This is a genomic window from Cyanobium sp. WKJ7-Wakatipu (assembly GCF_024345355.1).
In the GTDB taxonomy this organism is placed as follows: Bacteria; Cyanobacteriota; Cyanobacteriia; order PCC-6307; family Cyanobiaceae; genus Cyanobium_A; species Cyanobium_A usitatum.
This window is the reverse complement of sequence record NZ_JAGQAY010000006.1, coordinates 18,923-41,016: the sequence shown is the minus strand read 5'-3', so window position 1 is coordinate 41,016 and position 22,094 is coordinate 18,923. Positions and strand designations below refer to the sequence as shown.

Genomic DNA, 22,094 nt, shown 5'->3' with positions numbered 1-22,094 from the left:
AGTCAACTCCTTCGATAGGCGTACCAATGACCTCATCCCCGACGAGGGTCAGCGAAAGCAGCCGCCGTAGAAGTAGCGACCCGATTACCTGGTACCTGGCCACGATCGGGCGGGAGCCCCTGTTGACGCCAGCTGAAGAGATCGAACTCGGCAATCAGGTGCAAACAATGATGCGCCTCACGGAGGAGGGAGATCGGGAGCTCAGCGACCTGGAAAAGAAATTGCTGCGCATCGGCAAGCGCTCTAAGCAGCGCATGATGAAGGCCAATTTGCGCTTAGTCGTAAGTGTTGCCAAAAAATATCAAGGCAAGGGTCTGGAGCTGCTCGACTTGATCCAGGAAGGTTCACTGGGACTGGAGCGGGCTGTTGAGAAATTTGATCCCACCCGTGGTTATAAGTTTTCGACCTATGCCTTCTGGTGGATTCGCCAGAGCATGACCCGAGCGATCGCTTGCCAGTCGCGCACGATTCGACTGCCGGTGCATCTCAGCGAGCGCCTCACCGCCATTCGCAAGGTGAGCCTCGACCTTGCCCACAAGCTCGGCGCCATGCCCAGCCGCCAGGAGATCGCCGAGGCCATGGCCATGCCGATCGAAGAGCTTGATGGCCTGTTGCGCCAGTCCCTCACAACCTCGAGCCTGGATGCGCCAGTAAACGGTGATGAAGGCCGCAGCTTCCTGGGCGATCTGATCGCCGATTCCTCCGAGGAGGAGCCCCTCGACCGGGTGGAGCGCGGCATCCATCAAGAGCAGCTAGGGCGCTGGCTGAGCCATTTGAGCGACCAGGAGCGCCAGGTGCTGCAACTGCGCTTCGGGCTGGAAGGAGAGGAGCGTCAAACCCTGGCGGAGATCGGCCGGCGGCTCGATGTGTCCCGGGAGCGGGTGCGCCAGGTAGAACTCAAAGCTCTACGCAAGCTGCGCAATCTCACCCGCCGCACCCCCACGACGCTTTAGGGCACGGGGCTTTAGGGCACGGGTATCAGTCTTCCGCCCAGATGTAGCGAGTGAGCTCTTCCGGCTTGGGTTCGGGAGCCGCCAGGGCGAATTCGACGCAATCTGCCACTTCGGCATCGATCTCCTTCTCGATCGACTTGAGCTCCTCGGCCGTAGTCAAGCCCTGCTCGATCAAGCGGCTGGCAAGGGATTTGATCGGATCTCGCTTGGCCCAAAACTCCTTTTCAGCCTCTTCGCGCAACTCGTCGGGGTCAGCCAGGGAGTGGCCGCGGAAGCGATAGGTGAGGCACTCCAGCAGGGTGGGTCCCTCTCCGGCCCGGGCCCTCTCAACGGCGCGCTGGGCGGCGGCACGCACCGCCAGCACGTCCATGCCATCCACCTCCTCACCAGCCATGCCAAAGGCAGCGGCCTTACGCCAGATCTCCGGATCGCTGGTGGCACGGTTGTGGTCCATACCGATGGCCCACTTGTTGTTCTCCACCACAAACAGGATCGGCAGCTTCCAAAGCGCCGCCATGTTTAGGCATTCATAAAATTGACCGATGTTGCAGGTTCCGTCGCCGAAGAAGGCGGCAGTAACAGAGTCGCTACCGGCATCGCCTAAGGCATCGCGCTTGTAGCGGCTAGTGAAGGCAGCCCCCAAGGCCACGGGAATCCCTTCACCGATGAAGGCGTAGCCACCGAGCAGGTGATGCTCTTTGGAAAAAAGGTGCATAGAGCCGCCACGACCCTTGCTGCAGCCGGTTTCCTTGCCGAATAGCTCGCTCATCACCTCGCGGGCCGGCACGCCGCAGCTCAGGGCATGGACGTGGTCGCGGTAGGTGCTGCAAAACCAATCGTGCTGCAGCTTCATCGCCTTGATCACGCCCGTGCTCACGGCCTCCTGGCCGTTGTAGAGGTGCACAAAGCCAAACATTTTGCCGCGGTAGTACATCTCCGCGCACTTGTCCTCAAAACGCCGGCCCAGGGTCATGTCGCGATAGAGCATCAAGCCCTCGTCGCGATTCACCGTGGCAGGCACGGATGGGTAAAGGTTCTCGAGGCGCTCAGCGTGAGCCCCCACCAAACTGGTGACGTCGGCTGAACAGGTCGGTGCTCCGGAGGCTGATCCAGGTGCCGCCGCAATGTCGTGGCCCATGTCCGCCTGCGTCATTGCCCAACTGTACGAGGTCTGTTCCCGCAGGAGCTGACAATTTGTGCCACAACCGCTGACCCTGCCTACAGTCAGCCACCAGTGGAAGGCATGGATTGGAACTGCCGATCGATCATTTCCGGTTGCTCGGAGTCAACCCGACCACGGACTTGCAGTCCCTATTGCGGACCCTGCAGCAACGCGTCGACCGGGCGCCAGATAAGGGATTTACCCAGGAAACCCTGCTAGCCCGTGAAGAACTACTGCGAGCCAGCGCCGACCTACTCAGCGACAGCAGCCGGCGCCAAGCCTACGAATCCGGTCTGACGGCGCTGGCCGGCAGCGCGCCAGCGCTGATGCCCGCCCTTGATGTGTCCACCAGCAAGGAGGTGGGCGGCCTGCTGCTGTTGCTCGAAGCGGGTCAGGCCTTCGAAAGCTTCGAGCTCGCCTGCCGAGCCCTGCAGCCACCTCAGACGCCAGCGCTTGGGAGCACTCGCGAGGCCGACCTTGCCCTGCTAGCTGGCCTCGCCTGCCTGGCGGCCGCCGTCGACCTGCGCCAGCAACGGCGCTACGAGGCCGCCGCCCAGACCCTGCGGCAGGGCCAGCACCTGCTGCAGCGGATGGGCCAGTTACCAGCCATTCGCCAGCAACTCAGCGACGAGCTCGATGGTTTGCGGCCCTACCGAGTGCTGGACCTACTCAGCCGCAACCTCACGGCTCAAGCGGAAAGGGCCGAGGGTCTGAACCTGCTTGAAGAGCTAGTGGCCCGCCGGGGCGGACTGGAGGGTTTCGGTGACCCGAGCATGGGCCCAGAAGAATTTCAGGCCTTTTTTAAGCAGATCCGTGCCTTCCTGACAGTGCAGGAGCAGGTGGATTTATTCAGTCGCTGGGCAGAAGCCTCTGCGGCTGCAGATTTTTTGGCGAGCACCGCCCTCACCGCCTCCGGCTTTGCCCAACGCAAGCCCGAGCGCATCGCCGCGGCCCGCGAGCGGCTGGAGGCCAGCGGTCAAGACGGACTGCAACCGCTGCTGGCCTGCCTGCATCTGCTGCTTGGGCAGGTGGAAAAAGCCAGCAGCGCCTTCGAGCAGGGAGCAACCCCCGAACTGAAGCGCTGGGCCGAGCAGCAAAGCAGTGACTCCTTAGCACAACTTTGCGCCTACTGCCGCGACTGGCTGGCGCGTGATGTGTTGCCCGGCTACCGCGATCTGGAGGCTGATCCGGATCTGGAGGCCTACTTCGCCGACCGCGATGTACAGGCCTATGTCGAGCAGCACGACAGCCCCTCAGCGCGATTGCCAGCTACCACCGAAAGCGCCTTTGGCTGGGACATGGGCTCAGCCCCGGTTAGCGCAGCCCCAGCCAGCCCCAGCGGCGGCTTCCCGGAACAGGAAGACGAAGACGAGCAGTGGGACTGGGACGGGACGTCTTGGCTAGAGAGCCTGCGGGAAGCCTGGGACAGCCATGGTCCCGCCTCCTGGATGGAGCGCATGCCCCACTGGCAGTGGCAGCGGCAGTGGAAGTGGCCGTCGCGCCGCACAACTACCGGAGTAGCCGTGGCAGCCGGGGTGGCACTGCTTGCCATCGCCTCGTTTGTGAGGCTGCGCTCTCCCGCCCCCGGCCCGGGCCGCACTCCCATCGCGGTGCAACCGGTCGCCCCACCAGCTGTTCCCATCAAGCCCACCCCTCCCGTTAAGGCCACCCCTGCCGCCGAGCCCAGCCTGCCCCTGCGGGAGGAAGCGCCGAGTGAAGCCCAGGTGCAGGCCCTGCTCGAAGCATGGCTCGACGCCAAGGCCGCAATCCTGGCAGGCAAAGACAGTCGCATTCCCCTGGAGGTGCTGGCCCGGCCAAGCCAGCTGGATCGACTCGGATCGGAGCGCGACGCCGACCAGGCCCGCGGCGAAACCCAGACCATCAGCACCGACATCACCAATCTGGTGATCAACGAGCGAGACGCCAACCGCATCGCCGCCACGGTGGGGCTGAGCTACACCGATCAGCGGCTCAACTCCAAGGGGGATCCTCAAGGCGAGCCCAGCAAGATGGAGCTTCGCAACCTCTATGTGTTTGGCCGCGACGGAGGTATCTGGCGCCTGGTGAGCTTCCAGAAAGCTCCCTGACCAGCCGGACTGGTTTTTACGATCGTTTGAATATGGGGCTCAGGCCCCAACCCCTGGCCCCGGAGTGGCACCGCGATGTTTGACGAGCTTTCCCAGCGATTTGAAGAGGCGGTTAAGAGCCTGAGAGGGCAGGCCTCGATCACGGAAACCAACGTGGAAGGCGCGCTCAAGCAGGTGCGTCGAGCCCTGCTGGAGGCGGATGTGAGCCTGCCAGTGGTTCAGGACTTCGTCGAGGAGGTGCGCCGCAAGGCCGTGGGCGCCGAGGTGGTCCGGGGCGTTAGCCCGGATCAGAAATTTATCCAGCTGGTGCACGAGCAGCTGGTTGAAACCATGGGAGGCGAGAACGCCCCCCTGGCCGCAGGAGGCAAACCCGGCGCGCCCTCGGTGGTGCTGATGGCCGGCCTGCAGGGCGCCGGCAAAACCACCGCCACCGCCAAGCTCGGCCTGCACCTCAAGGAACAGGGGCGCAAGGCCCTGCTGGTGGGAGCAGACGTCTACCGACCTGCCGCCATTGAGCAGCTAAAAACCCTGGGCGCCCAAATCGGCGTGGAGGTATTCAGCCTTGGCACCGAAGCCAAGCCCGAGGACATCGCCGCCGCCGGCATCGCCAAGGCCCGCGAGGAGGGCTTCGACACGGTGCTGGTAGACACCGCCGGCCGACTCCAAATCGACACGTCGATGATGGAGGAGATGGTGCGGATCCGTCAGGCCGTGCAGCCCGACGAGGTGCTGCTGGTGGTGGATTCGATGATCGGCCAGGAGGCCGCCGATCTCACCCGGGCATTCCACGAGCAGGTTGGCATCACAGGAGCCGTGCTCACCAAGCTCGACGGCGACTCCCGCGGCGGTGCGGCCCTTTCGATCCGCAAGGTGAGCGGTGCGCCGATCAAGTTCATCGGCACCGGCGAGAAGGTAGAGGCTCTCCAGCCCTTCCATCCCGAGCGGATGGCAAGCCGCATCCTCGGCATGGGCGACGTGCTCACCCTGGTGGAGAAGGCCACTAAGGAGGTGGAGCTGGCCGACGTGGCCCGCATGCAGCAAAAACTCCAGGAAGCCAGTTTCGACTTCTCCGACTTTCTCCAGCAGATGCGCATGATCCGGCGCATGGGCTCCCTGGGCGGGCTGATGAAGCTGATCCCGGGCATGAACAAAATTGACGACGGCATGCTCAAGCAAGGCGAGGTGCAGCTCAAGAAGATCGAGGCGATGATTGGCTCAATGACAGAGATCGAGCGCCAGCAACCGGAGCTGCTGGCCTCCCAACCCTCAAGAAGGCGCCGCATCGCCTCTGGCTGCGGCCACAGCTCGGCCGAGGTGGACAAGGTGCTGGCCGATTTCCAGAAGATGCGCGGCTTCATGCAGCAGATGACCCGCGGCGGCGGCATGCCCGGCATGCCAGGGATGGGGGGTATGCCTGGAATGCCAGGGATGCCTGGAATGCCTGGCCCCATGGGTGGCGGTGGCGTTGGCGGTGGCGGTGGGGCGGGGCAAAGAGTTGCCAAGCCCGCCAAGAAGCGCAAGGGATTCGGCCAGCTATGAGCACCCGACGGGGTACATTGCTTGTTTGGACACCTAGCGCAAGGCCACGATGATCAAGCTCCGCCTGAAGCGGTTTGGAAAGAAGCGGGAAGCGAGTTTCCGCCTTGTGGCCACTAACAGCACCTCTCGCCGCGACGGACGTCCGCTTGAGGAGCTGGGCTTCTACAACCCCCGTACCAAAGAGACCCGTCTCGACACCGAAGCGATCCGCACTCGCCTGGGCCAGGGGGCCCAACCCACCGACACGGTGCGTTCCTTGCTGGAGAAGGGTGGTCTGATCGAGAAGACAGTGCGCCCCGCCGAGGTTGTTGGCAAGCAGAAGCAGGCTGATGCCCGCGAAGCTGCAGCCAAGCAGGCTGCCAAGGAAGCAGCTGAGGCCAAGGCTGCCGAAGCTGCTGCTGCCGCCGAAGCCAAAGCAGCTGCCGAAGCTGCTGCTGCTGCTGAAGCCGCCAGTGCCGACGAAGCAACTACGGAAGCCGCAGCTACCGCCGAAGCTTGAGCTTTCGCCCCATGGCAGAGCCAAAGGGGGCCACAAGCTTTGCCATTCCCCTGCCCAATCCTGCCGCGGCTCTAGCCCTGGCAGGTGACGCCGAATCATCCACCCTGCACCAACTCGAAGCCCTCACCGGAGCTTCGCTAGTGCTGCGGGGGCTGGATTTGGTCATTCAGGCACCTCCTAGCCAGATGGAGAGAGCTGCGGCGTTGGTGGAATTGCTTCGCCCCCTGTGGCAGGAAGGCCAAGCCATCACCCAAGTGGATGTGCGGGTAGCAATGCAGGCCCTCGACACCGGCAGGAGCGCGGAGCATCAGCAAATGGGGCGCCAAGTGCTGGCCCGCAGCCAGAGTGGCAAATTGCTGCGCCCGCGCACCCTGCGCCAGCAGTCCTATGTGGAAGCTATGGAGCGCCACGACCTCACCATTGCCCTCGGCCCGGCGGGCACTGGCAAAACCTTTCTGGCCGCCGTTCAGGCGGTGCGCATGCTCACCGAGCGCAAGGTCGAGCGGTTGGTGCTCACTCGCCCGGCGGTTGAGGCGGGCGAACGGCTCGGGTTTTTACCGGGCGATCTGCAGCAGAAAGTTGATCCCTACCTGCGCCCCCTCTACGACGCCCTGCACGCCCTGCTTGGCACCGAGCGCACCGGTGCCCTGCTGGAAAAAGGGGTGATTGAAGTGGCCCCTCTTGCTTACATGCGCGGCCGCACCCTGGCCGACGCCTTTGTGATCCTCGACGAAGCCCAAAACACCACCACCGCCCAGATGCGGATGGTGCTTACCAGGCTGGGGGAACACTCCCGCATGGTGGTAACTGGTGATCCCACCCAGGTGGACCTGCCCTATGGGGTAAAGAGCGGCCTGCAGGAAGCTGCCCAGGTGCTGCAGGGAGTGGAGGGGGTGGCGATCTGCGAGCTCACCGCGGCTGACGTGGTGCGCCACCCGCTAGTGCAGCGGCTGGTGGAGGCCTATGCCGATCGCGATGCCACCAAGCTGGCGCCTGCCGTTAAAAGGCGATTCGATAGCCCGTGCAGTGAGCCTGAACCATGAACAAGGCAGAGCGCCTGCGCATCCCCGCCGAAATCGCCATAGCGGCTTTGGTGGCTTACATGCTCGGCTACTGGTTCACAAATCTGTTCCCGGGCTACTTACCCAAGATCGGCGGGCTTTGGTCGGCGATCTCTGCGATCGTGGTAACCCAGGCCACCCGCAGGGAGACAACCTCCTCAGCCTCGCTGCGAATTTTGGGTTCAGCCATAGGCGCCGGCACCAGTGCCATCTACCTGACGCTGCTTCCCTTTCACCCCCTGGGCATGGCCGTGGCAATCTTCGCCACAGTTGCGCTCTGCGCAGCGATCAATGTGCCCAGCCATGGCCGCCTCGCAGCGATCACCGTGATCGTTGTGATGGTCACCGGCAGCCTGGATCCTAAGCTGAGTCCGGGGCTAAATGCCCTGCTGCGCTTGGCTGAATCATTCATCGGCACCGGCGTTGCGGTGCTCGCGGCGGGGCTCTGGCCTAGCTCAAACAACCAGGTCGGTGGCGATTCCTGAAGCCCAGGCGCCAAACCTGAGCCCAATACCGATAGGGAGATCCGCACCAACGGCAGCCAGCAGGGCCTCCCGTTGCCTGCACATCACTGGCAGGATATAGAAACTTCGAAACCACTGGTGCGCCATGCCGGCCAGCAGCAATTTTCAACAGGCCATTCGTGAGGCCCAATCAAGCGCCCTAGTGGGCCCCAATGTGGTCAACAAGGCCCTGCCCTATGTGGGCGGCGGCATGGTGCTCACCGCCGGTGGGGTGATGGGAGGCCTGGCCCTGATGGCCAGCAGCCCAGCCCTGTTCATGCCCCTGTTCTGGGTGGCCCTGATCGGCAACTTCATCCTGTTCTTCGTGGCCCAGAATGTGGCCCTGAAGGGCAACAACAACACTGCCCTGCCGCTGCTTACGGCCTACAGCCTGATCACCGGCTTCACCCTCAGTGGCATCGTTGCCTACGCCGTAAGTGCCGCTGGTGTAGGCGCCATCGGCACAGCCACCCTTGCTACGGGCATCACTTTTGTGGTGGCCTCAGTGGTGGGTCGCCGCATGAGCGACAACATCGGCCAAGCCCTGAGCGGCGTAGTGGGTCTGGGCATCCTCGGCCTGCTGATCGCCATGGTCGTGCAGATCATCGGTGGCATTTTTGCCCCAGGCGTTTTCAGCGGCGGCACCTTCGAGCTGCTGATTGCAGGTTTCGGCACGGTGCTGTTCGTAGGCGCAGCCTTCGTCGACTTCTACACGATGCCTCGCACCTACAGCGACGACCAATATCTGGCCGGCGCCTTGGGGATGTATCTCACCTACATCAACCTATTCATCTTCATCCTGCGCCTGATCATTGCCCTCCAGGGCGGCGGCCGCCGCGACTGAGCTTCAATCCAGCAACTTCAGCGCCCCCAAAGGGGCGCTTTTTTTATGGCTGAGCCTGTGGCTTGGGCGGTGGCTTGGGCAACGCCGATGTCACGTCCCGCAGCGGATGGGTTGCGCTGCCCCAACCAGCAAGCGGCAATTCAGGCGGGTTACCTGGGCTTAAGCGGGCAGCAGAGTTAAACCAAGCCAACATCAGAGCCCGAAGGGGGCCCCCGGACTCGCCCCTGGGCGAACGCAAATTGAAGTGATCGGCGTTCTCAGCCAGCACCAGGCGATGGCCACTGGCGCCGCCCCGGGTGGCCCTGGCCATGGGCTCGATCGCCTCGGGCCCGGGCGGAACCACCCAGTCGCGGCTACCGCTGATCACCAGCACCTTCGCCTTCATGCTGCCGGCGGAATCGACATCAAATAGCAAGCGCATCGGCGGACTTACCGCAATGGCAGCAGCCACCCGGGTGTCTACCAGAGCGGCACTATCCGCCGAACCAACGAAGTTGCACTGCAATATCCAGCTGAGATTGCGGGAGGGGTCGCGCACCTCATCGCAAAGCTGCTGAAGTTTGGTAGTGATGGGCCGGGCCCCAGCCAGCTGCAACGCAGTGGTCGCCCCCCAGGAATGGCCTGCCACCAGCACCGCCTGGGTGTTCACCGGTCGGCGCAAGGCGAGCCGCCCCTGGGCGGCGGCATCGATCACGGCCGACACATCTTTTGGCCGCAGAGCCAGCTCAGACGGACTAGGAGGCGGCTGCTTGCCGGCCAGCATGGCTCGCTGCTGGCTTTGATCGCTGCCTGGGTGGCGGGGCAGCACCACGGTGTAGCCATGGCTAGCCAGGTGGGCTGCCCAGCCCTCGAAGTTGCTGGGGTCATCCCAAAGCCCGTGGGAAATCACCACCAGTCGATTTGGCGCCGCTCCAGATCCGGTTGGCTCGAGCACCACCAGAGCCAACGGCTCCGGGCGATGGCCAACGACGATTTTTAATTCCTGGCGGGCAACAGAAAGGGGCCCTGCCTCCTGCAGTGGTCCAGCACTGCCCACAGCCGGGATGGAGGCAATCAGCTTTTCAGCTGAGCGGCGTTGGTCTCGAAACCGCTGAATTGAAAATCCCAACCGGCCCAGCTCCACCGTGACGCTCTGGCCTGGTAGCTGCTCGATCACATCCAGCAGGGTGATGCCCCCCTTGGCGGCAGACCGCTCCATGGCTTGCTCAAACTGAGCCGGATCGAGCGGATCAGGCAAGCCATCGATATCGCCTAGGGCCCCCACCAACAGCAGCACCTGATCAAGCAGCGGTGAACCCTGGGCCTTGCGAATAACCGCCTTGGCCTCAAAAGGCAGGTTTGAGTTCACCACAGCCTTGAGCCTGCGGCCAATCTCGCCTCGGGTGGCACGGTCGAGCTCGGCCAGATCGCTGTCGCCGGAAATCAATGCTTCCGGACTGCGCAGTTCAGCGACCCTGATGCTGAAGTCTGTCTCAAGCAGAGGCAGCCGCAAATTGATGGTTTCAATCGCCCTGGCCGGCGCCGGTCCCAGCAAGGCGGCGGCACCGATTCCCGTGGCCAGAATGGATAAAGCCCGGGATCTGAAGGGGCGATTCATGGGCAGAAGCGACGGCGGGGCAGTTAGGTCATCTTGGCCCGTTTCAAGCCTCAGCCACAGCTTCGACTGCGGCGGCGATCGAGCTCCGCTGCTCGGCGTCGTAGCCCCAGCGATCTAGAAAGGCGACGTCTTCTCCCTGCCCGGCGGTAGCCGCCAGCAGGATTTCCAGCCGCTCCTTAACGGCCTGAGGCTCAAGGCTCCGCAGCAGTTCGGTGCAGCGGGCTTGCACCCGCTCCGAAGCCCCCTGCTGGCTGGAATCGCCAGCACGTTGATGGTGCAGGGCCATCGCCGTACTCATGGCCAGGTTGCGGGCCGAGAGATCGACGACGCCCTCGCCTGCCAGCCGCAGCTGCAGCAGCAGGGTTTCGGGCAGGCGGTCCATCAGCGGGCAGTCGCCGGCCAGGCTCACAACAAAAAAGCCCCGGGCACCATCGCGGCTAGCCACCAGCTCAGCCACCCGGTCGGCAAGTACTTCATCACTGAGTTCGCCGTGCTCCCACAACGCCAGCCACTGGGCCGTGATCTCCATGGCCTGCTGAAAAGTTGGTTCGGCAGCAGTCATTGCGGTGAATAGGGCACAACCAGAAAGCCAGCCTATGGACTCTGCCGAGGCAGCAAGGTTGGCCCTGCCGGCTGCCAGGCTGGTGTTATGGAGTTTCCCACGACCATCCCGGCCCTGCCCACGAGCCCTGAAGGCTTTCGCTCCGGCTTCGTGGCGCTGATCGGCCGGCCAAACGTGGGTAAATCCACCCTGCTCAACCAGCTGGTGGGCGAAAAGGTGGCGATCACCTCGCCCGTTGCCCAAACCACCCGCAACCGGCTGCGGGCGATCCTCACCACCGAAACAGCCCAGCTGGTGCTGCTAGATACGCCGGGTATCCACAAGCCCCACCACCTGCTGGGGGAGCGACTGGTACAGAGCGCCCGCCGCGCCATCGGGGAAGTGGATGTGGTGCTGCTGCTGGTGGATGGCAGCGAGCCGGCTGGCCGGGGCGATGGCTTCATCGTGGAGATGTTGCAGCACTGCAGCGCACCGGTACACCTAGCCCTCAACAAAAATGACCTGGTGGATCCGGCCCGGACCGAGGAGCTAGCCCAGAGCTACCGCGAGCTGGTGCCGGGCTGGCCCCTGCATCCGGTGAGCGCCTTGAACGGCGCGGGTACCAGCGAGTTGGTGGCAGCTCTGGCAGCCGACCTACCGGAGGGTCCCCACCTATACCCACCGGATGCGGTGAGCGATCAGCCCGAGCAGTTGCTGCTGGCGGAGTTGATCCGCGAGCAGGTGTTGCACCAGACCCGCGAGGAGATTCCCCACTCGGTGGCGGTGCAGATCGAGCGCATCGTCGACGACGGGCCGCGCACCGCCGTGCTGGCCACGGTGTTGGTGGAGCGCAGCAGCCAGAAGGGGATCCTGATCGGCAAAGGGGGCCGCATGCTTAAGGAGATCGGCAGCGGCGCCCGCCAGCAGATGCAGAAATTGATCGACGGGCCGGTGTATCTGGAGCTGTTCGTGAAGGTGGTGCCCAATTGGCGCCGCAGCGCCGCGCGCTTGAGCGAACTGGGCTACCGGGGGGAGTAACACCTGCTTAGCCGCCTTACCGGCTAAGCCGAAGCAATGCAAGTGAACCTCCACGACGCCAAAACCAATCTCTCCCGGTATGTGGAGCAAGCGCTCGGCTTTCTTCAGGGGTCTGAGGTTCTGGACTGCGACCTCAAAGCCGAGCTGCTGCTCTGGCTGGCCATCGCCCCTGAGCGCCTACCGGCAACGTTGCGTGGCACCCTCATGGACCGCCGCTTACCCATGCTGTACAGCGTGGTGAGCCTCTGGGAAGTGGCGATCAAAACCTCCCTCGGCAAACCTGGATTAGTCGTCGACGCTGCTCAATTGCGTGACGGACTGAAGCAGCAGGGCCACCAGGTGATCTGGATGGGCGACGGCGGGGCAGGCGGCTGAGAGAATCACGCCCATGAGCGAGCCCAGACCCAACACCGCCCCATTTCCTCCCGAAGAAATCGGAGTCTTCCTACGCCTCTGCGCCGGCGAATGGATGGGCCTGCGCAGCCAGTTCGCCCTCGGCGAGGTAGATGCCGGCGATGACGACGACGACGGCTGGCACACAAGCGACCGCGGCGAGCTGGTGGTGGCCTTTCTCGAGGCCGAGACAGCTGGTGGGGCGGGCAGCCTGCAAGTGGGCAAGAAAGATGCGGTGGCCCAGCAGCAGCTGCACTTCGACGCCGAAGGTGGCTTCCGCAGCGGCGAGCAGCAGGGCCGCTGGCAGCTCTGGCCCGACGGCAGCCTGGAGCTGGTGATCACAGGTGATGGTCGGGAGGTGCGCGAGCGAATCTGGTTCACCAAGCCCAATCTGAGGCTGCGCTCCACAGTGGAAACCAGCGCTGATGGCAGCCCCGGCCGGGCCAGCTTCAGCTCCGAGATCCGCCGGGTGCGCCGGCCCAGCGTGCCCGCGAGCTGAGCTGATGCGTCTCGATGTGGTGAGCCTGGCGCCGGAGGCCTTTGCGCCACTGCTGGGTCTGGGGGTGATCGGCCGGGCCTTTGCTGCCGGCATCGCCGCGCTCCACACCCACAACCCCCGCGATTTCGCCACCGACAAATACCGCAAAGTCGACGACGAGCCCTACGGCGGCGGCGCCGGCATGGTGCTCAAACCAGAGCCGGTATTTGCGGCGGTGGAGGCGATCCCGGTGCTGCCGCGGCGGCGGGTGCTGCTGATGAGCCCCCAGGGCAAGCCCCTGCAGCAGAGTGATCTGCGCCGCTGGGCTAGCGGCTACGACCAGCTGGTGCTGATCTGCGGCCACTACGAAGGATTCGATGAACGCATCCGCTCCCTAGCTGATGAGGAGGTGTCGATCGGCGACTTTGTGCTCACCGGCGGCGAGCTGCCGGCGGCGGTGATCATCAACGGTGTAGTGCGGCTGCTGCCCGGCACCGTGGGTACCCAGGCCTGCCTCGAGGAGGAGAGCCACAGCGCCCTACTGCTCGAGCATCCCCACTACACCCGTCCCGCCAACTTCCGGGAGCTGGAGGTGCCGGCGGTGCTGCGCAGCGGCGACCATGGCGCCATCGCCCGCTGGCGCTTTGAGCAGCAGCAGCAGCGCACCGCCGAACGCCGGCCGGATTTATTCGGGCGCTGGCAGGCGCAGCAGCAACTCCAGCAGTAGAAACAGCAAACTGGGCTCAGCCTCCGGTTGCCTTAACACCGATGCTGCTCAGCACCACCTCCAGCCTTGAAGGCCAGCCGATACGGCACTACCTGGGCCTAGTGCACGGCGAAACCATTTTGGGCGCCAATATCTTTCGCGACATCCTGGCCTCAATCCGCGACCTAATCGGCGGGCGGGCTAGGTCCTATGAGGTCACTCTGGAGCGGGCCCGGGAGATGGCACTGCAGGAACTAGGCAGGCGCGCTCGATTGCTGGGAGCCGATGCGGTTGTGGGGGTGCGGGTGGACTACGAGGTGCTGGGACAGGCGGGTGGAATGTTGATGGCTTGCGCCATCGGCACTGCCGTAAGGCTCGAGGCTGCTGGGGATTGGGCTTCTGGGGATAGGGGCCTACCACCGCCGCCGCTGCCACCTCAACCCTGACCCTGCTGCAGACCCCGCAACGCCGTGAGTAGGGCTGCCGGACTCTGGGGATCCACCATCAGCACACTGCCTCCAGGCGCATGGGCCATCTGCTCGCCCATGGCCATCCAGTCTCCGGCCAGCAGCAAACGCATCGCCTCGGCGGCCTGGGGGTTGGCCTGCATCGCCTCCGCCAGCCGACTGGCCGCATCGGCCCTGGCCTGGGCCAGCAGGGTCTGCTGCTTGGCCTGGGCTTCGGCATCCAGCAGCAGGGCCTCCGCCCGGCCCCGGGCCGCATTCACCTGGGAGTCGCGCTCCCCTTCCGAACGCAGGATCGCCGCCCGCTTCTCCCGCTCGGCCGTCATCTGCTGCTCCATCGCCTGCTGCACGCCCCGGGAGGGCTGGATATCGCGTAGCTCCACCCGCGTCACCTTCACGCCCCAGGGATCGGTGGCCTGATCCAGCTCCTTCATCAACACCTCATTCACCTCTTGGCGGGTAGTGAAGGTTTGGTCGAGGTCGAGCTTGCCCATCTCGGCGCGGATCTGGGTCAGCACCAGGTTCACCATGGCCGCCTGCAGGTTGTCGACGGCGTAGTAGGCGCGGGCGTGCTCCAGCAGCTGCCAATAAACAACCGCATCCACCTCGATGCCGACGTTGTCGCGGGTGATGCACTGCTGGGGCGGGATATCGAGCACCCGCTCCTTAAGTGATTCATGGCTCACCACCTTCTCGAGCACCGGCAGCACCAGGGACAGGCCCGGCTGCAGCTGGCGGTCGTATTTGCCAAGGCGCTCCACCAGGCGCGACTGGCCGCCGCTGGTGACCTTGACGCTGCTAACGCCCAGCAGGGCCATCAGCACCAAGGCGGGCAGGGAGAGCAGAGCTTCCACGGCGGAAATCCGAGCAGGAGGTGCCAACGCTAGTCAGCATGGGCGGGCTGAACCACCCACGCCCGTCGCGCCGCCATGGCTCCCGTGTCGCTCCTCTGGCTGCTGCTGGCCACCGGCCTGCTGCTGCTTGCCCTGGCGGGTGCTGAGGTGGATGGCCTGCTGCCGGCGGCGGTGGTAGCTCTGGTGTTGTCAGTGGCGACGGCCTTGTTACCCCTGCCGCCCCTGCTGCAGCTAGGGCTACTGGCGGGCCTCACCTGCCTGGGGGTGTTGGGTCTGCGGCGCTGGTCGGCACGGCAGCGCCACCGCAGCCTGCCGCCAGCGGAAAATGCCACGGTGCTGAGTGGCTTCAACGGCAGCGATACGGGTCGGGTCCGCTGGCACGGCCAAAGCTGGAGCGCCGTCAACCTGGGCAGCAGCCAAGCCCTCAGCCCGGGTGCGGTCGTGACCGTGCTGGGCCGCGAAGGCAATCAGCTGCAGGTGCTGGGGCCTGGGTGAGATTGGGTCTTGGTTTAGATACAGCCCTAGGTGAGACTGGGACCAAGCACCCCCACTCCATGCAACTGCGCATCGGCAACGGCTACGACATCCACCGGCTGGTGCCCGGTCGGGCGCTGATCCTGGGCGGCCAGCGCCTGGAGCATCCCGCCGGCCTGGGGCTTGATGGCCACAGCGATGCCGACGTGCTGGTGCACGCAATCATGGACGCCCTACTGGGGGCCCTTTCCCTGGGTGACATCGGCCTCTATTTCCCGCCGGACGACCCGCAGTGGCAGGGGGCCGACAGCCTGGAGCTGCTGGAGCAGGTGGTGGCCCTGGTGATGGAGCGGGGTTGGAGCGTGGTGAATGTGGATTCAGTGCTAGTGGCCGAGCGGCCCAAGCTCAAGCCCCACATCGCCGCGATGTGTTCTGCAATCGCCTCCCGCATGGGGCTGACAGCCGATCAGGTGGGTGTCAAAGCCACCACCAACGAGCAGCTGGGGCCTGAAGGCCGCGAAGAGGGCATCTCCTGCCACGCCGTGGTCCTGCTGCAAAAACCGTGAGCCGCCTCTGGCAGTCCAGCTTTTCTAAGTTTGTGAGATCAATATTGCTTCTAGGGATGACCCTGGTGCTGCTCTCCAGCCAAGCCAGCCCGGTGCACGCGGCCTTTACCGAGCCCGATGGCTCCTACGACGTGGTGGTGGTGGAACACCTGCGCCTGAAGGTGCCTGCCGAGGGCCGCCAGGCCTGGCTTGAGGCGGAACGGGGCAGCTGGGAACCATGGCTGGCCCAGCAGGAGGGCTTCCTCGATCGCCAGCTGCTCTGGGATCCCGTCACCGAGGAGGGCACCCTGCTGATCCGCTGGGTCGATCGGGAGCACTGGAAGGCGATTCCGCCGCAAGCGGTGCAGGCGGTGCAGGAGCGCTTCGAGCAGCTGGCCCAGGCGGCCACCGGCCAATCGCAAGGCAACCCCTTCCCGCTGGTGTTTGAAGGTGAGCTGCTGCCGGCATGAGCCGCATCAGCGCAGACCAGGCCACCTACGTGCTCGGCAGCCATGCCGAAGAGAGGGCCAGCCTCTGGGTGACACCGGTATTGGTGGAGATGGTGTGGGAGCGGCTATGAACGGCAGCCCGGAGCATCGGCTCGACCTTGGCCGCCGCCAGCGGCTGGGGATGGTGGAGGCGATCTGGGGCGAACACAAAAGTGCCGAGCAGATAGCCCGGATCCTGGAGGAGCTGCATAGGGCAGGAGAGCTGGCGCTTGTGACCCGCGTCTCCCCTGAGAAGGCTGAAGCGATGGCAGCACTGCTAGGGCGGGAGCGAGGGGAGGCCTGGCTTCTGCAGCACCATCCCCAGGCCCGCTGTCTCAGCGCCGGGCTCCTACCAAGACCAGAATCAAGGCTTGGTCGGGTAGCGGTGCTAAGCGGCGGCACCAGCGATTTACCGGTGGCGGCCGAGGCCCAGCTGGCCCTGACCTGCCATGGCATCGCCACCGAACTGGTGCTGGATGTGGGCGTGGCGGGGCTGCACCGGCTGCTGGAGCGCCTCGAAGACCTGCGTCATGCCGATGTGCTGATCGCCTGCGCTGGTATGGAGGGAGCCCTGCCCACCGTGCTGGCCGGGCTGCTGCCCCAGCCGGTGATTGGAGTGCCAGTGGCGGTGGGCTACGGCGTAAGTGCCGGTGGCGTGGCCGCCCTACACGGCATGTTGGCCAGTTGCGCCCCCGGGCTCACGGTGGTCAACATCGACAACGGTTATGGCGCCGCCATGGCAGCCCTGCGGATCCTGGGCTGCGGGCCCGGGCGCTCAGCAGCCTGGACGCAGGGGAGTTGAGCCTGGCTGCTCAATCTCGAGCACCGCTTGGATCCAGAGCTGCATCGAGCGGGGTAAGAGTCCCTGCTCGTAGCGCTCGATGGCCTGCAGCAGCACCGCTGTATTAACCCAGGTTGGCGAGCGACGCAGCATCAAACCAGCCGGCACTCAGCGCAGTGTGGGTAGCTAGCCAGGCAGGGGCAAGGGGACAAGCAACGATCTCCCCTCGCCGTTTGGGACTCGAACCAGGACAACAGTCCTAGAGGTGTTGGAGCTGGGGGTAGGCCGTCAGCAATTCTTCGGTGCTCAGCACTTCACCGGCCCCTTCCGGCTGCCAAATCACCTCGATCGCCAGTAGATCAGCGGCACCGACGGCGCCGAGCTGCTGCAGCGAATCACGCACCTGGTCCGCACTGCCCGAACCCTTGAGAGCAAGCCGTCTGCGGCTTGCTACCAGCAGGGTGACGGCAATGAAATCGCTACTGGCATCGCTATCTCCCGCAGCCACGCTGTCATCGCTAAAGCGCTTGCCGCCCACATTGGTTGTGACCTCCCGCTGCAACTTGCTGCGCTCCGTCATCGAGAGGCGATTGAAGGTGGATTCGGCACTAGCAAAAGGCACCTGACCCACCTCTGAATTGGCATAGACCCAGAGGTCTGGGTGGCGAAGCAGAGCCAAGGTGGTCTCTTGAAGCAGGGCTTGGAGGCCCGCCGCATGGCTGGTGTCAGCGCTGCCAGCTAGACGGCGCAGATCGGTTTGAAGCTGGCGGGCCGATGCCAGCAGCCCAACCTGCAGCTGGCTGATCGTGACGGGGCCATCGGGGCGGCCGCCGCCCACCAGATCGCCGCGGCTGCCGGAAATTGCTGGCCCCTGGCCGCCACCGCCGCCACCTCGCACCGCGTTGAGCAACAGACCTCCCACGGCCATCAGCACAAGGAAACCGAACAGGCCGCCACCACCGAAACCAAACATTGGAATCAGGAAGGGAAAGCCGATCCCCCCTCCCCCGTAGCCACCGCGGTAGCCGCTGTTGTAGCCACCACCACCTCCGTAGCCACCACCGCCATAGCTCCTCGGCATCGAGGGGGCCGAGCGGAAGCTGCCGCCACCGATGCGGCCGCCACTGGCGGCCCAGCTGGGGCTGGGGTGCACCACCAACAGGCTCAGGGCCAACATCGGCACGGCCAACAAGCTGAAACAGCGCCGCAAAATCAAACGGGTTGAAAGCGCCAAGGCGCTGAAAGCAATTGGTCGAAATCTAGGAACCACCGCCCACAATGGTGACCACCTCCAGCACATCGGATTCCACCACCGGCTGGGCGGGCCAGAGCTGTCTGGGCAAAATCGTGCCGTTGAACTCCACCACCACCAAGCGGGGTTGATAGCCCAGCTCCAGCAGGGCCTGCTCCAAATTGAGCCCGTCTGAGCAAACTCGCTGATCGCCGTTTACCTGCAGGGTGATCACAGAGCCGGCGCCTCAAGTGCTGCCAGCAGCTCGGCGGTGGCGGCAGCCGGATCAACCGCCTCGGTGATCGCCCGCACCACCGCAATCCGCTGGGCTCCAGCAGCCCGCACCGCAGCCACCTTGCTGGCCTCCAGCCCGCCGATGGCAAAGAAGGGGATCGGACTAGCCGCCGCGGCCTGGCGCACGTAATCGAGCCCCACCGGCTCCCGGCCGGGCTTGGTGGGGGTGGCCTCCACCGGGCCGACTCCGAGGTAGTCGCAGCCATCGCTGACCGCCTGCTGCAGCTGGTCCAGGGCATGGGTGCTGCGGCCAATTAACCGATCGGGGCCCAGCAGCTGGCGCGCCACCGCCGGCGGCAGATCCCCCTGGCCCAAGTGCACCCCATCGGCCTCCACCGCCAGGGCAATATCAATTCGATCATTCACCAAAAACAGGGCGCCATGGGCGGCGCAGAGTTGGCGCAGGGCCCGGGCCTGGCTGAGTTTTTGCAGGTCATCGAGACCGGCAGCCTCCTTGGCGCGGTATTGCACCAGGCGTACCCCGGCCCCCAGGGCGGCGGCCACCACCCCCTCCAGGTTTGGCACTGGCGAGGTAACTAAATAAAGGCGGCAGCTAGCCAGCAGCTCTCGGCGGCCCGCCCCGCCCTCAGCGGCCAGACGACAGGCCTGCAACAAATCAACTTCCAGGTCGTAGAGCAGATAGCGCAGAGCTGAGGCCTCCTCCGCCAGAAGGGGATCACTGCTGCGCCCAAATTCCTCCAGCACCCGCAAAGCCTCCTGCACCCGGCCGGCATTGGCACCCACCACGGCGCTGGGGCTGGATCGCTCCGCTTGGGCCGGATGGCCGAGGCCCGCGGCCGGATCGGTAGCGGTGTGGCGCGCAAATTTGTAGGCATCGCGATGCAACCGGCCGAGCCGCTGGCGCATGTCCTTGGTGCGCACCACCAAATCGCCCCGATCGAGGCCAAAGCGGGCCCAATCTTCCAGCACCCGCAAGCCCTCCCGAGCCCGATCGAGGTTGGCATCGAGCAGCCGGTCGCGAGCTGGGCTGGAGGAGCTGTCTAGGGTGAGATCCATCACACAATGGGCCAATGGCAGGCGAGCCAGGCAATCCAAATCGGGCCAATTCCGACAGCCCGATGCTGGTGCTGATTTCAGGGATTCTGCTGCTCGGCGGGATCGCAACCTTCATTGGCTGGGGCCTCACCCACGCCTATCCCGGCGCTTAAGGCGCGGGCCAGCTGGGCATCGGCGGCAATCTGGGCTGCGAGCTGCTCAAAGCTGGCGAAGGTTTGCTGGCGGCGCAGCAGTTGCAGCGGCTCCACCACCAGCTCCAATCCCTCAAGCTCCAGCTGTCGATCGAGCAGGTGCACCTCCACCGCCGAAGGGGCGGTGGGATCCACCGTGGGCTGGGGGCCGAGGTTCATCACCGCCGGCAGCATCGGGCCGCCGGCCACCGATGCCATGGCTGCATAAACCCCCTCCAGCGGCAAAAACTTGCGGCCATCCACCTGCAGGTTGGCGGTGGGCCAACCGAGTTGCTTACCAAGCCCGCGGCCACGCACCACCAGCCCACTGAAGCGATAGGGACGCTCCAGCAAGCGGCGGGCCTCCGCCAGATCTCCGGCCCCTAGGGCCCGGCGGATGCGGCTGCTGCTCACCCGCTCCTCGCCATCCCAGAGCATCGGCAGCACCTCCACCTCGATGCCGTGACGGGCACCAATCACCGCCAGGGCCTGACTGTCGCCGCTGCGGCCGGCCCCGAAGCGGAAGTTGTCACCCACGGCGACCCGCTGGGCCGCCAGCTGGCCCACCAGCACCTGCTCCACGAAGGCCTCGGGGCTGAGAGCGGCAAGCTCCCGGCTGAAGGGCACCAGCACCAGCTGCTCAATGCCCAGGGGCTCCAGCAGATGCAGCTTTTCAGCGGGCAGGTCGAGCCGCAAGCGCGCCTCGCCGTGCAGCACCTCGCGGGGATGGGGCCAAAAGCTCACCACCGTGGGAATCGCCGCCGCTTCGTTGCCAGCCGCAGCAGTTACTGCCGCGATGACGCGGCGATGGCCCTGATGCAGGCCATCAAAGCTGCCGAGGGCGATGGCCGTGGGGCGCAGGGCCTCCTGGGGGGATCGCAGGGGTATCAACGCTACGGAACCCAAAGGCAACGGGAGCCAAATCGATCCTCCCATGGCACCTTTGGTTCACCCATCTGGATGGCTGAATGGCTGACCGCCTCGACCTGCAGCTAATCGCCGCGGCATTGCGGCGCCTGGGCTGGATTCGGCTCTGGTCCCAGGTGGTGCTGGGGGTGGTGGTGGTTGGGGTGCTGCTTTTCAACAACATCGGCGGCCGCCTGGCGGCCAATTCAGCCCGCGCCCTCGGCCTGGGGCCTGGCATCTCGCTCACCACCATCGCCTTCCTGCTGCTGCTCTGGTGCATCTGGCAGAGCTGGCTGGTGGTGCGCTGCGGCCGGGCCCTCAATTCGCCGGTGCGGCCCAGCAAGGGTGAAACCTCGCGGCTGATCAAGCGGGGCGTGCTGGCCGACCTGGCCGGCATCACCCTGGCGGTGCTGGGCTATCAGTCGCTGGCCGGCAGCCTGTTTGTGCAGGCCTCCCAACAGGTGCCAGGCTTCTTTGGTGCCCAGATCCAGGCAACCCCTGGCGTGGCTGGGCGAGTGATCGGTCTACCGATCACCTCGATCGAGATGTTGGCCGTGCTGGGCAACACCCAGGTGCTGTTTGCCCATCTGATCGGGCTCTGGATCAGCCTCTGGCTGCTGCAGCGGGTTTACCGCACAGCCTGATTAAAGGCCGCTCACCAAACCGGCAGATCAGCCGTGCGGCCGCGCCAAAAAATATCCGGTTGGAGCGGCGTCAGGGAGACACCACCGGCATTGATCTGGGCCACATCGGTGGGCCAGGCCGCCGGCCCCGACACCTGAGCCTCCAGATCGTTGACCACCTCCCCCGCCAGCCAGTAGTAGCTGCGGCCGCGGGGGTCTACCCGCTGCTCGAACTGGTCGGTGTAGCGACGCACCGCTGAATTACACCAGCGCAGCTCTCCAATCGCCTCAGCCGGCCGGGGCGGCACATTGAGATTGAGCAACATGTTGCTGGGCCAACCCTCCGCCAGCATCCGCTCAGCCACATCGAGGGCGAGGCGTGCCGCTGGCGCAAATTGGCGCCATTGAAAGTCGGCACTACTTACTGCCAGGGCGGGGAGGCCCTCAATCGTGCCCTCCATCGCCGCACTCACCGTGCCGGAATACAGCACATCTGTGCCCAGGTTGGGGCCGTGGTTGATGCCGGAGAGCACCAGATCCGGCCACTCATCCAGCAAGGAAAACAGGGCCAGCTTGACGCAGTCCGAGGGGGTGCCGCTGCAGGCCCAGGCCTGGACGCCATCATCGAACAACTCATCAGCCCGCTCCGCCCGTATTGGGGTCTGCAGGGTGAGACCGTGGCCCGTAGCGGAGCGCTCCTGGTCAGGACACACCACACTCACCTGGTGGCCGCGGGCCAGGGCCGCATTGGCCAGAGTTCGAATGCCTTCAGCGAAGACCCCGTCGTCGTTGCTGATCAGGATCTTGAGCGGTGCCATCGGGCCTAACGCCATTTAGCCGCAAGGT

Annotated in this window: 27 protein-coding genes; 17 read left to right on the top strand and 10 right to left on the bottom strand. The window is 65.0% G+C overall.

Annotated features, from left to right (window positions below; all coding sequences use genetic code 11):
• Positions 1-26 precede the first annotated feature (26 nt).
• Positions 27-953 carry a sigma-70 family RNA polymerase sigma factor gene (locus KBY83_RS05575; protein ID WP_254942150.1) on the top strand — a complete coding sequence of 309 codons (927 nt, stop codon included), beginning with the start codon at positions 27-29 and terminating at the stop codon, positions 951-953.
• Positions 954-978: 25 nt separating this feature from the next.
• Here KBY83_RS05575 and pdhA read toward each other — a convergent pair whose 3' ends face one another.
• Entirely contained in the window at positions 979-2,106 is a 1,128-nt protein-coding gene (gene pdhA / locus KBY83_RS05570) for a pyruvate dehydrogenase (acetyl-transferring) E1 component subunit alpha (RefSeq protein WP_255018662.1), read from the bottom strand.
• A gap of 149 nt (positions 2,107-2,255) precedes the next feature.
• Between pdhA and KBY83_RS05565 the strand changes: the two genes are divergently transcribed.
• From KBY83_RS05565 to KBY83_RS05540, 6 genes are all read left to right on the top strand, one after another.
• Positions 2,256-4,202 carry an IMS domain-containing protein gene (locus KBY83_RS05565; RefSeq protein WP_255018661.1) on the top strand — a complete coding sequence of 649 codons (1,947 nt, stop codon included), beginning with the start codon at positions 2,256-2,258 and terminating at the stop codon, positions 4,200-4,202.
• Positions 4,203-4,277: 75 nt separating this feature from the next.
• Positions 4,278-5,741: a signal recognition particle protein gene (gene ffh / locus KBY83_RS05560; RefSeq protein WP_255018660.1), complete on the top strand. Its 1,464-nt coding sequence runs from the start codon at positions 4,278-4,280 to the stop codon at positions 5,739-5,741.
• 49 nt (positions 5,742-5,790) lie between these two features.
• Positions 5,791-6,240: a 30S ribosomal protein S16 gene (gene rpsP / locus KBY83_RS05555; protein WP_255018659.1), complete on the top strand. Its 450-nt coding sequence runs from the start codon at positions 5,791-5,793 to the stop codon at positions 6,238-6,240.
• An 11-nt stretch (positions 6,241-6,251) separates the two neighbouring features.
• Positions 6,252-7,283: a PhoH family protein gene (locus KBY83_RS05550; RefSeq protein ID WP_255018658.1), complete on the top strand. Its 1,032-nt coding sequence runs from the start codon at positions 6,252-6,254 to the stop codon at positions 7,281-7,283.
• Entirely contained in the window at positions 7,280-7,786 is a 507-nt protein-coding gene (locus KBY83_RS05545; RefSeq protein WP_255018657.1) for an aromatic acid exporter family protein, read from the top strand. The genes KBY83_RS05550 and KBY83_RS05545 overlap by 4 nt, the downstream gene beginning before the upstream one ends.
• Before the next feature lie 124 nt (positions 7,787-7,910).
• Positions 7,911-8,648 carry a Bax inhibitor-1 family protein gene (locus KBY83_RS05540; RefSeq protein WP_106502211.1) on the top strand — a complete coding sequence of 246 codons (738 nt, stop codon included), beginning with the start codon at positions 7,911-7,913 and terminating at the stop codon, positions 8,646-8,648.
• A 43-nt stretch (positions 8,649-8,691) separates the two neighbouring features.
• On the opposite strand, the gene KBY83_RS05535 is transcribed toward KBY83_RS05540, so the two are convergent.
• Together KBY83_RS05535 and KBY83_RS05530 are read right to left on the bottom strand one after the other, a co-directional pair.
• A complete protein-coding gene (locus KBY83_RS05535) occupies positions 8,692-10,245 on the bottom strand; it encodes an alpha/beta fold hydrolase (protein WP_255018656.1) in 1,554 nt (517 codons plus the stop codon).
• Between the two features lie 43 nt (positions 10,246-10,288).
• Positions 10,289-10,807, bottom strand: coding sequence for a hypothetical protein (locus KBY83_RS05530; RefSeq protein ID WP_255018655.1), 519 nt, complete (start codon positions 10,805-10,807; stop codon positions 10,289-10,291).
• Positions 10,808-10,894: 87 nt separating this feature from the next.
• On the opposite strand from KBY83_RS05530, the gene era reads away from it, so the two are divergent.
• Genes era through KBY83_RS05505 form a run of 5 tightly spaced genes read left to right on the top strand, consistent with a single transcriptional unit; the run spans position 10,895 to position 13,847 of the window.
• Positions 10,895-11,824, top strand: a complete 930-nt coding sequence (gene era / locus KBY83_RS05525) for a GTPase Era (protein ID WP_106502215.1) — start codon at positions 10,895-10,897, stop codon at positions 11,822-11,824.
• 36 nt (positions 11,825-11,860) lie between these two features.
• The gene (locus tag KBY83_RS05520) at positions 11,861-12,199 is read left to right on the top strand and encodes a hypothetical protein (protein WP_255018654.1); all 339 of its coding nucleotides are present in this window, start codon (positions 11,861-11,863) and stop codon (positions 12,197-12,199) included.
• Between the two features lie 13 nt (positions 12,200-12,212).
• On the top strand, positions 12,213-12,716 hold the full coding sequence (locus tag KBY83_RS05515) for a phycobiliprotein lyase (RefSeq protein ID WP_255018653.1): 504 nt from the start codon (positions 12,213-12,215) through the stop codon (positions 12,714-12,716).
• 4 nt (positions 12,717-12,720) lie between these two features.
• On the top strand, positions 12,721-13,422 hold the full coding sequence (trmD, locus tag KBY83_RS05510) for a tRNA (guanosine(37)-N1)-methyltransferase TrmD (protein ID WP_255018652.1): 702 nt from the start codon (positions 12,721-12,723) through the stop codon (positions 13,420-13,422).
• A 41-nt stretch (positions 13,423-13,463) separates the two neighbouring features.
• On the top strand, positions 13,464-13,847 hold the full coding sequence (locus KBY83_RS05505) for a heavy metal-binding domain-containing protein (protein ID WP_106502219.1): 384 nt from the start codon (positions 13,464-13,466) through the stop codon (positions 13,845-13,847).
• Here the strand turns inward: KBY83_RS05505 and KBY83_RS05500 are convergent.
• The gene (locus KBY83_RS05500) at positions 13,838-14,719 is read right to left on the bottom strand and encodes an SPFH domain-containing protein (RefSeq protein ID WP_106502220.1); all 882 of its coding nucleotides are present in this window, start codon (positions 14,717-14,719) and stop codon (positions 13,838-13,840) included. The genes KBY83_RS05505 and KBY83_RS05500 overlap by 10 nt on opposite strands.
• Before the next feature lie 75 nt (positions 14,720-14,794).
• Between KBY83_RS05500 and KBY83_RS05495 the strand changes: the two genes are divergently transcribed.
• The 4 genes from KBY83_RS05495 to larB all read left to right on the top strand — a co-directional run bounded on the left by KBY83_RS05495 (position 14,795) and on the right by larB (position 17,028).
• The gene (locus KBY83_RS05495; protein ID WP_255018651.1) at positions 14,795-15,214 is read left to right on the top strand and encodes an NfeD family protein; all 420 of its coding nucleotides are present in this window, start codon (positions 14,795-14,797) and stop codon (positions 15,212-15,214) included.
• A gap of 59 nt (positions 15,215-15,273) precedes the next feature.
• A complete protein-coding gene (gene ispF, locus KBY83_RS05490; protein ID WP_106502222.1) occupies positions 15,274-15,759 on the top strand; it encodes a 2-C-methyl-D-erythritol 2,4-cyclodiphosphate synthase in 486 nt (161 codons plus the stop codon).
• Positions 15,760-15,815: 56 nt separating this feature from the next.
• Positions 15,816-16,208, top strand: a complete 393-nt coding sequence (locus KBY83_RS05485; protein ID WP_255018728.1) for a TIGR03792 family protein — start codon at positions 15,816-15,818, stop codon at positions 16,206-16,208.
• Between the two features lie 106 nt (positions 16,209-16,314).
• A complete protein-coding gene (larB, locus tag KBY83_RS05480) occupies positions 16,315-17,028 on the top strand; it encodes a nickel pincer cofactor biosynthesis protein LarB (RefSeq protein WP_255018650.1) in 714 nt (237 codons plus the stop codon).
• Here larB and KBY83_RS05475 read toward each other — a convergent pair.
• The 5 genes from KBY83_RS05475 to KBY83_RS05455 all read right to left on the bottom strand — a co-directional run bounded on the left by KBY83_RS05475 (position 17,002) and on the right by KBY83_RS05455 (position 20,610).
• The gene (locus KBY83_RS05475; RefSeq protein ID WP_254937779.1) at positions 17,002-17,160 is read right to left on the bottom strand and encodes a hypothetical protein; all 159 of its coding nucleotides are present in this window, start codon (positions 17,158-17,160) and stop codon (positions 17,002-17,004) included. The two genes, larB and KBY83_RS05475, sit on opposite strands and share 27 nt — an antisense overlap.
• A 106-nt stretch (positions 17,161-17,266) precedes the next feature.
• The gene (locus tag KBY83_RS05470; RefSeq protein WP_255018727.1) at positions 17,267-18,184 is read right to left on the bottom strand and encodes a DUF1517 domain-containing protein; all 918 of its coding nucleotides are present in this window, start codon (positions 18,182-18,184) and stop codon (positions 17,267-17,269) included.
• An 82-nt stretch (positions 18,185-18,266) separates the two neighbouring features.
• The gene (thiS, locus tag KBY83_RS05465; RefSeq protein ID WP_255018726.1) at positions 18,267-18,470 is read right to left on the bottom strand and encodes a sulfur carrier protein ThiS; all 204 of its coding nucleotides are present in this window, start codon (positions 18,468-18,470) and stop codon (positions 18,267-18,269) included.
• A complete protein-coding gene (locus tag KBY83_RS05460; RefSeq protein WP_255018649.1) occupies positions 18,470-19,549 on the bottom strand; it encodes a thiamine phosphate synthase in 1,080 nt (359 codons plus the stop codon). The genes thiS and KBY83_RS05460 overlap by 1 nt, the downstream gene beginning before the upstream one ends.
• Positions 19,550-19,626: 77 nt before the next feature.
• Entirely contained in the window at positions 19,627-20,610 is a 984-nt protein-coding gene (locus KBY83_RS05455; protein WP_106502227.1) for a bifunctional riboflavin kinase/FAD synthetase, read from the bottom strand.
• A 77-nt stretch (positions 20,611-20,687) separates the two neighbouring features.
• On the opposite strand from KBY83_RS05455, the gene KBY83_RS05450 reads away from it, so the two are divergent.
• The gene (locus KBY83_RS05450; RefSeq protein WP_106502228.1) at positions 20,688-21,269 is read left to right on the top strand and encodes a DUF3611 family protein; all 582 of its coding nucleotides are present in this window, start codon (positions 20,688-20,690) and stop codon (positions 21,267-21,269) included.
• 11 nt (positions 21,270-21,280) lie between these two features.
• Here KBY83_RS05450 and surE read toward each other — a convergent pair whose 3' ends face one another.
• The gene (gene surE, locus KBY83_RS05445; RefSeq protein ID WP_106502229.1) at positions 21,281-22,066 is read right to left on the bottom strand and encodes a 5'/3'-nucleotidase SurE; all 786 of its coding nucleotides are present in this window, start codon (positions 22,064-22,066) and stop codon (positions 21,281-21,283) included.
• Between the last annotated feature and the right edge of the window lie 28 nt (positions 22,067-22,094).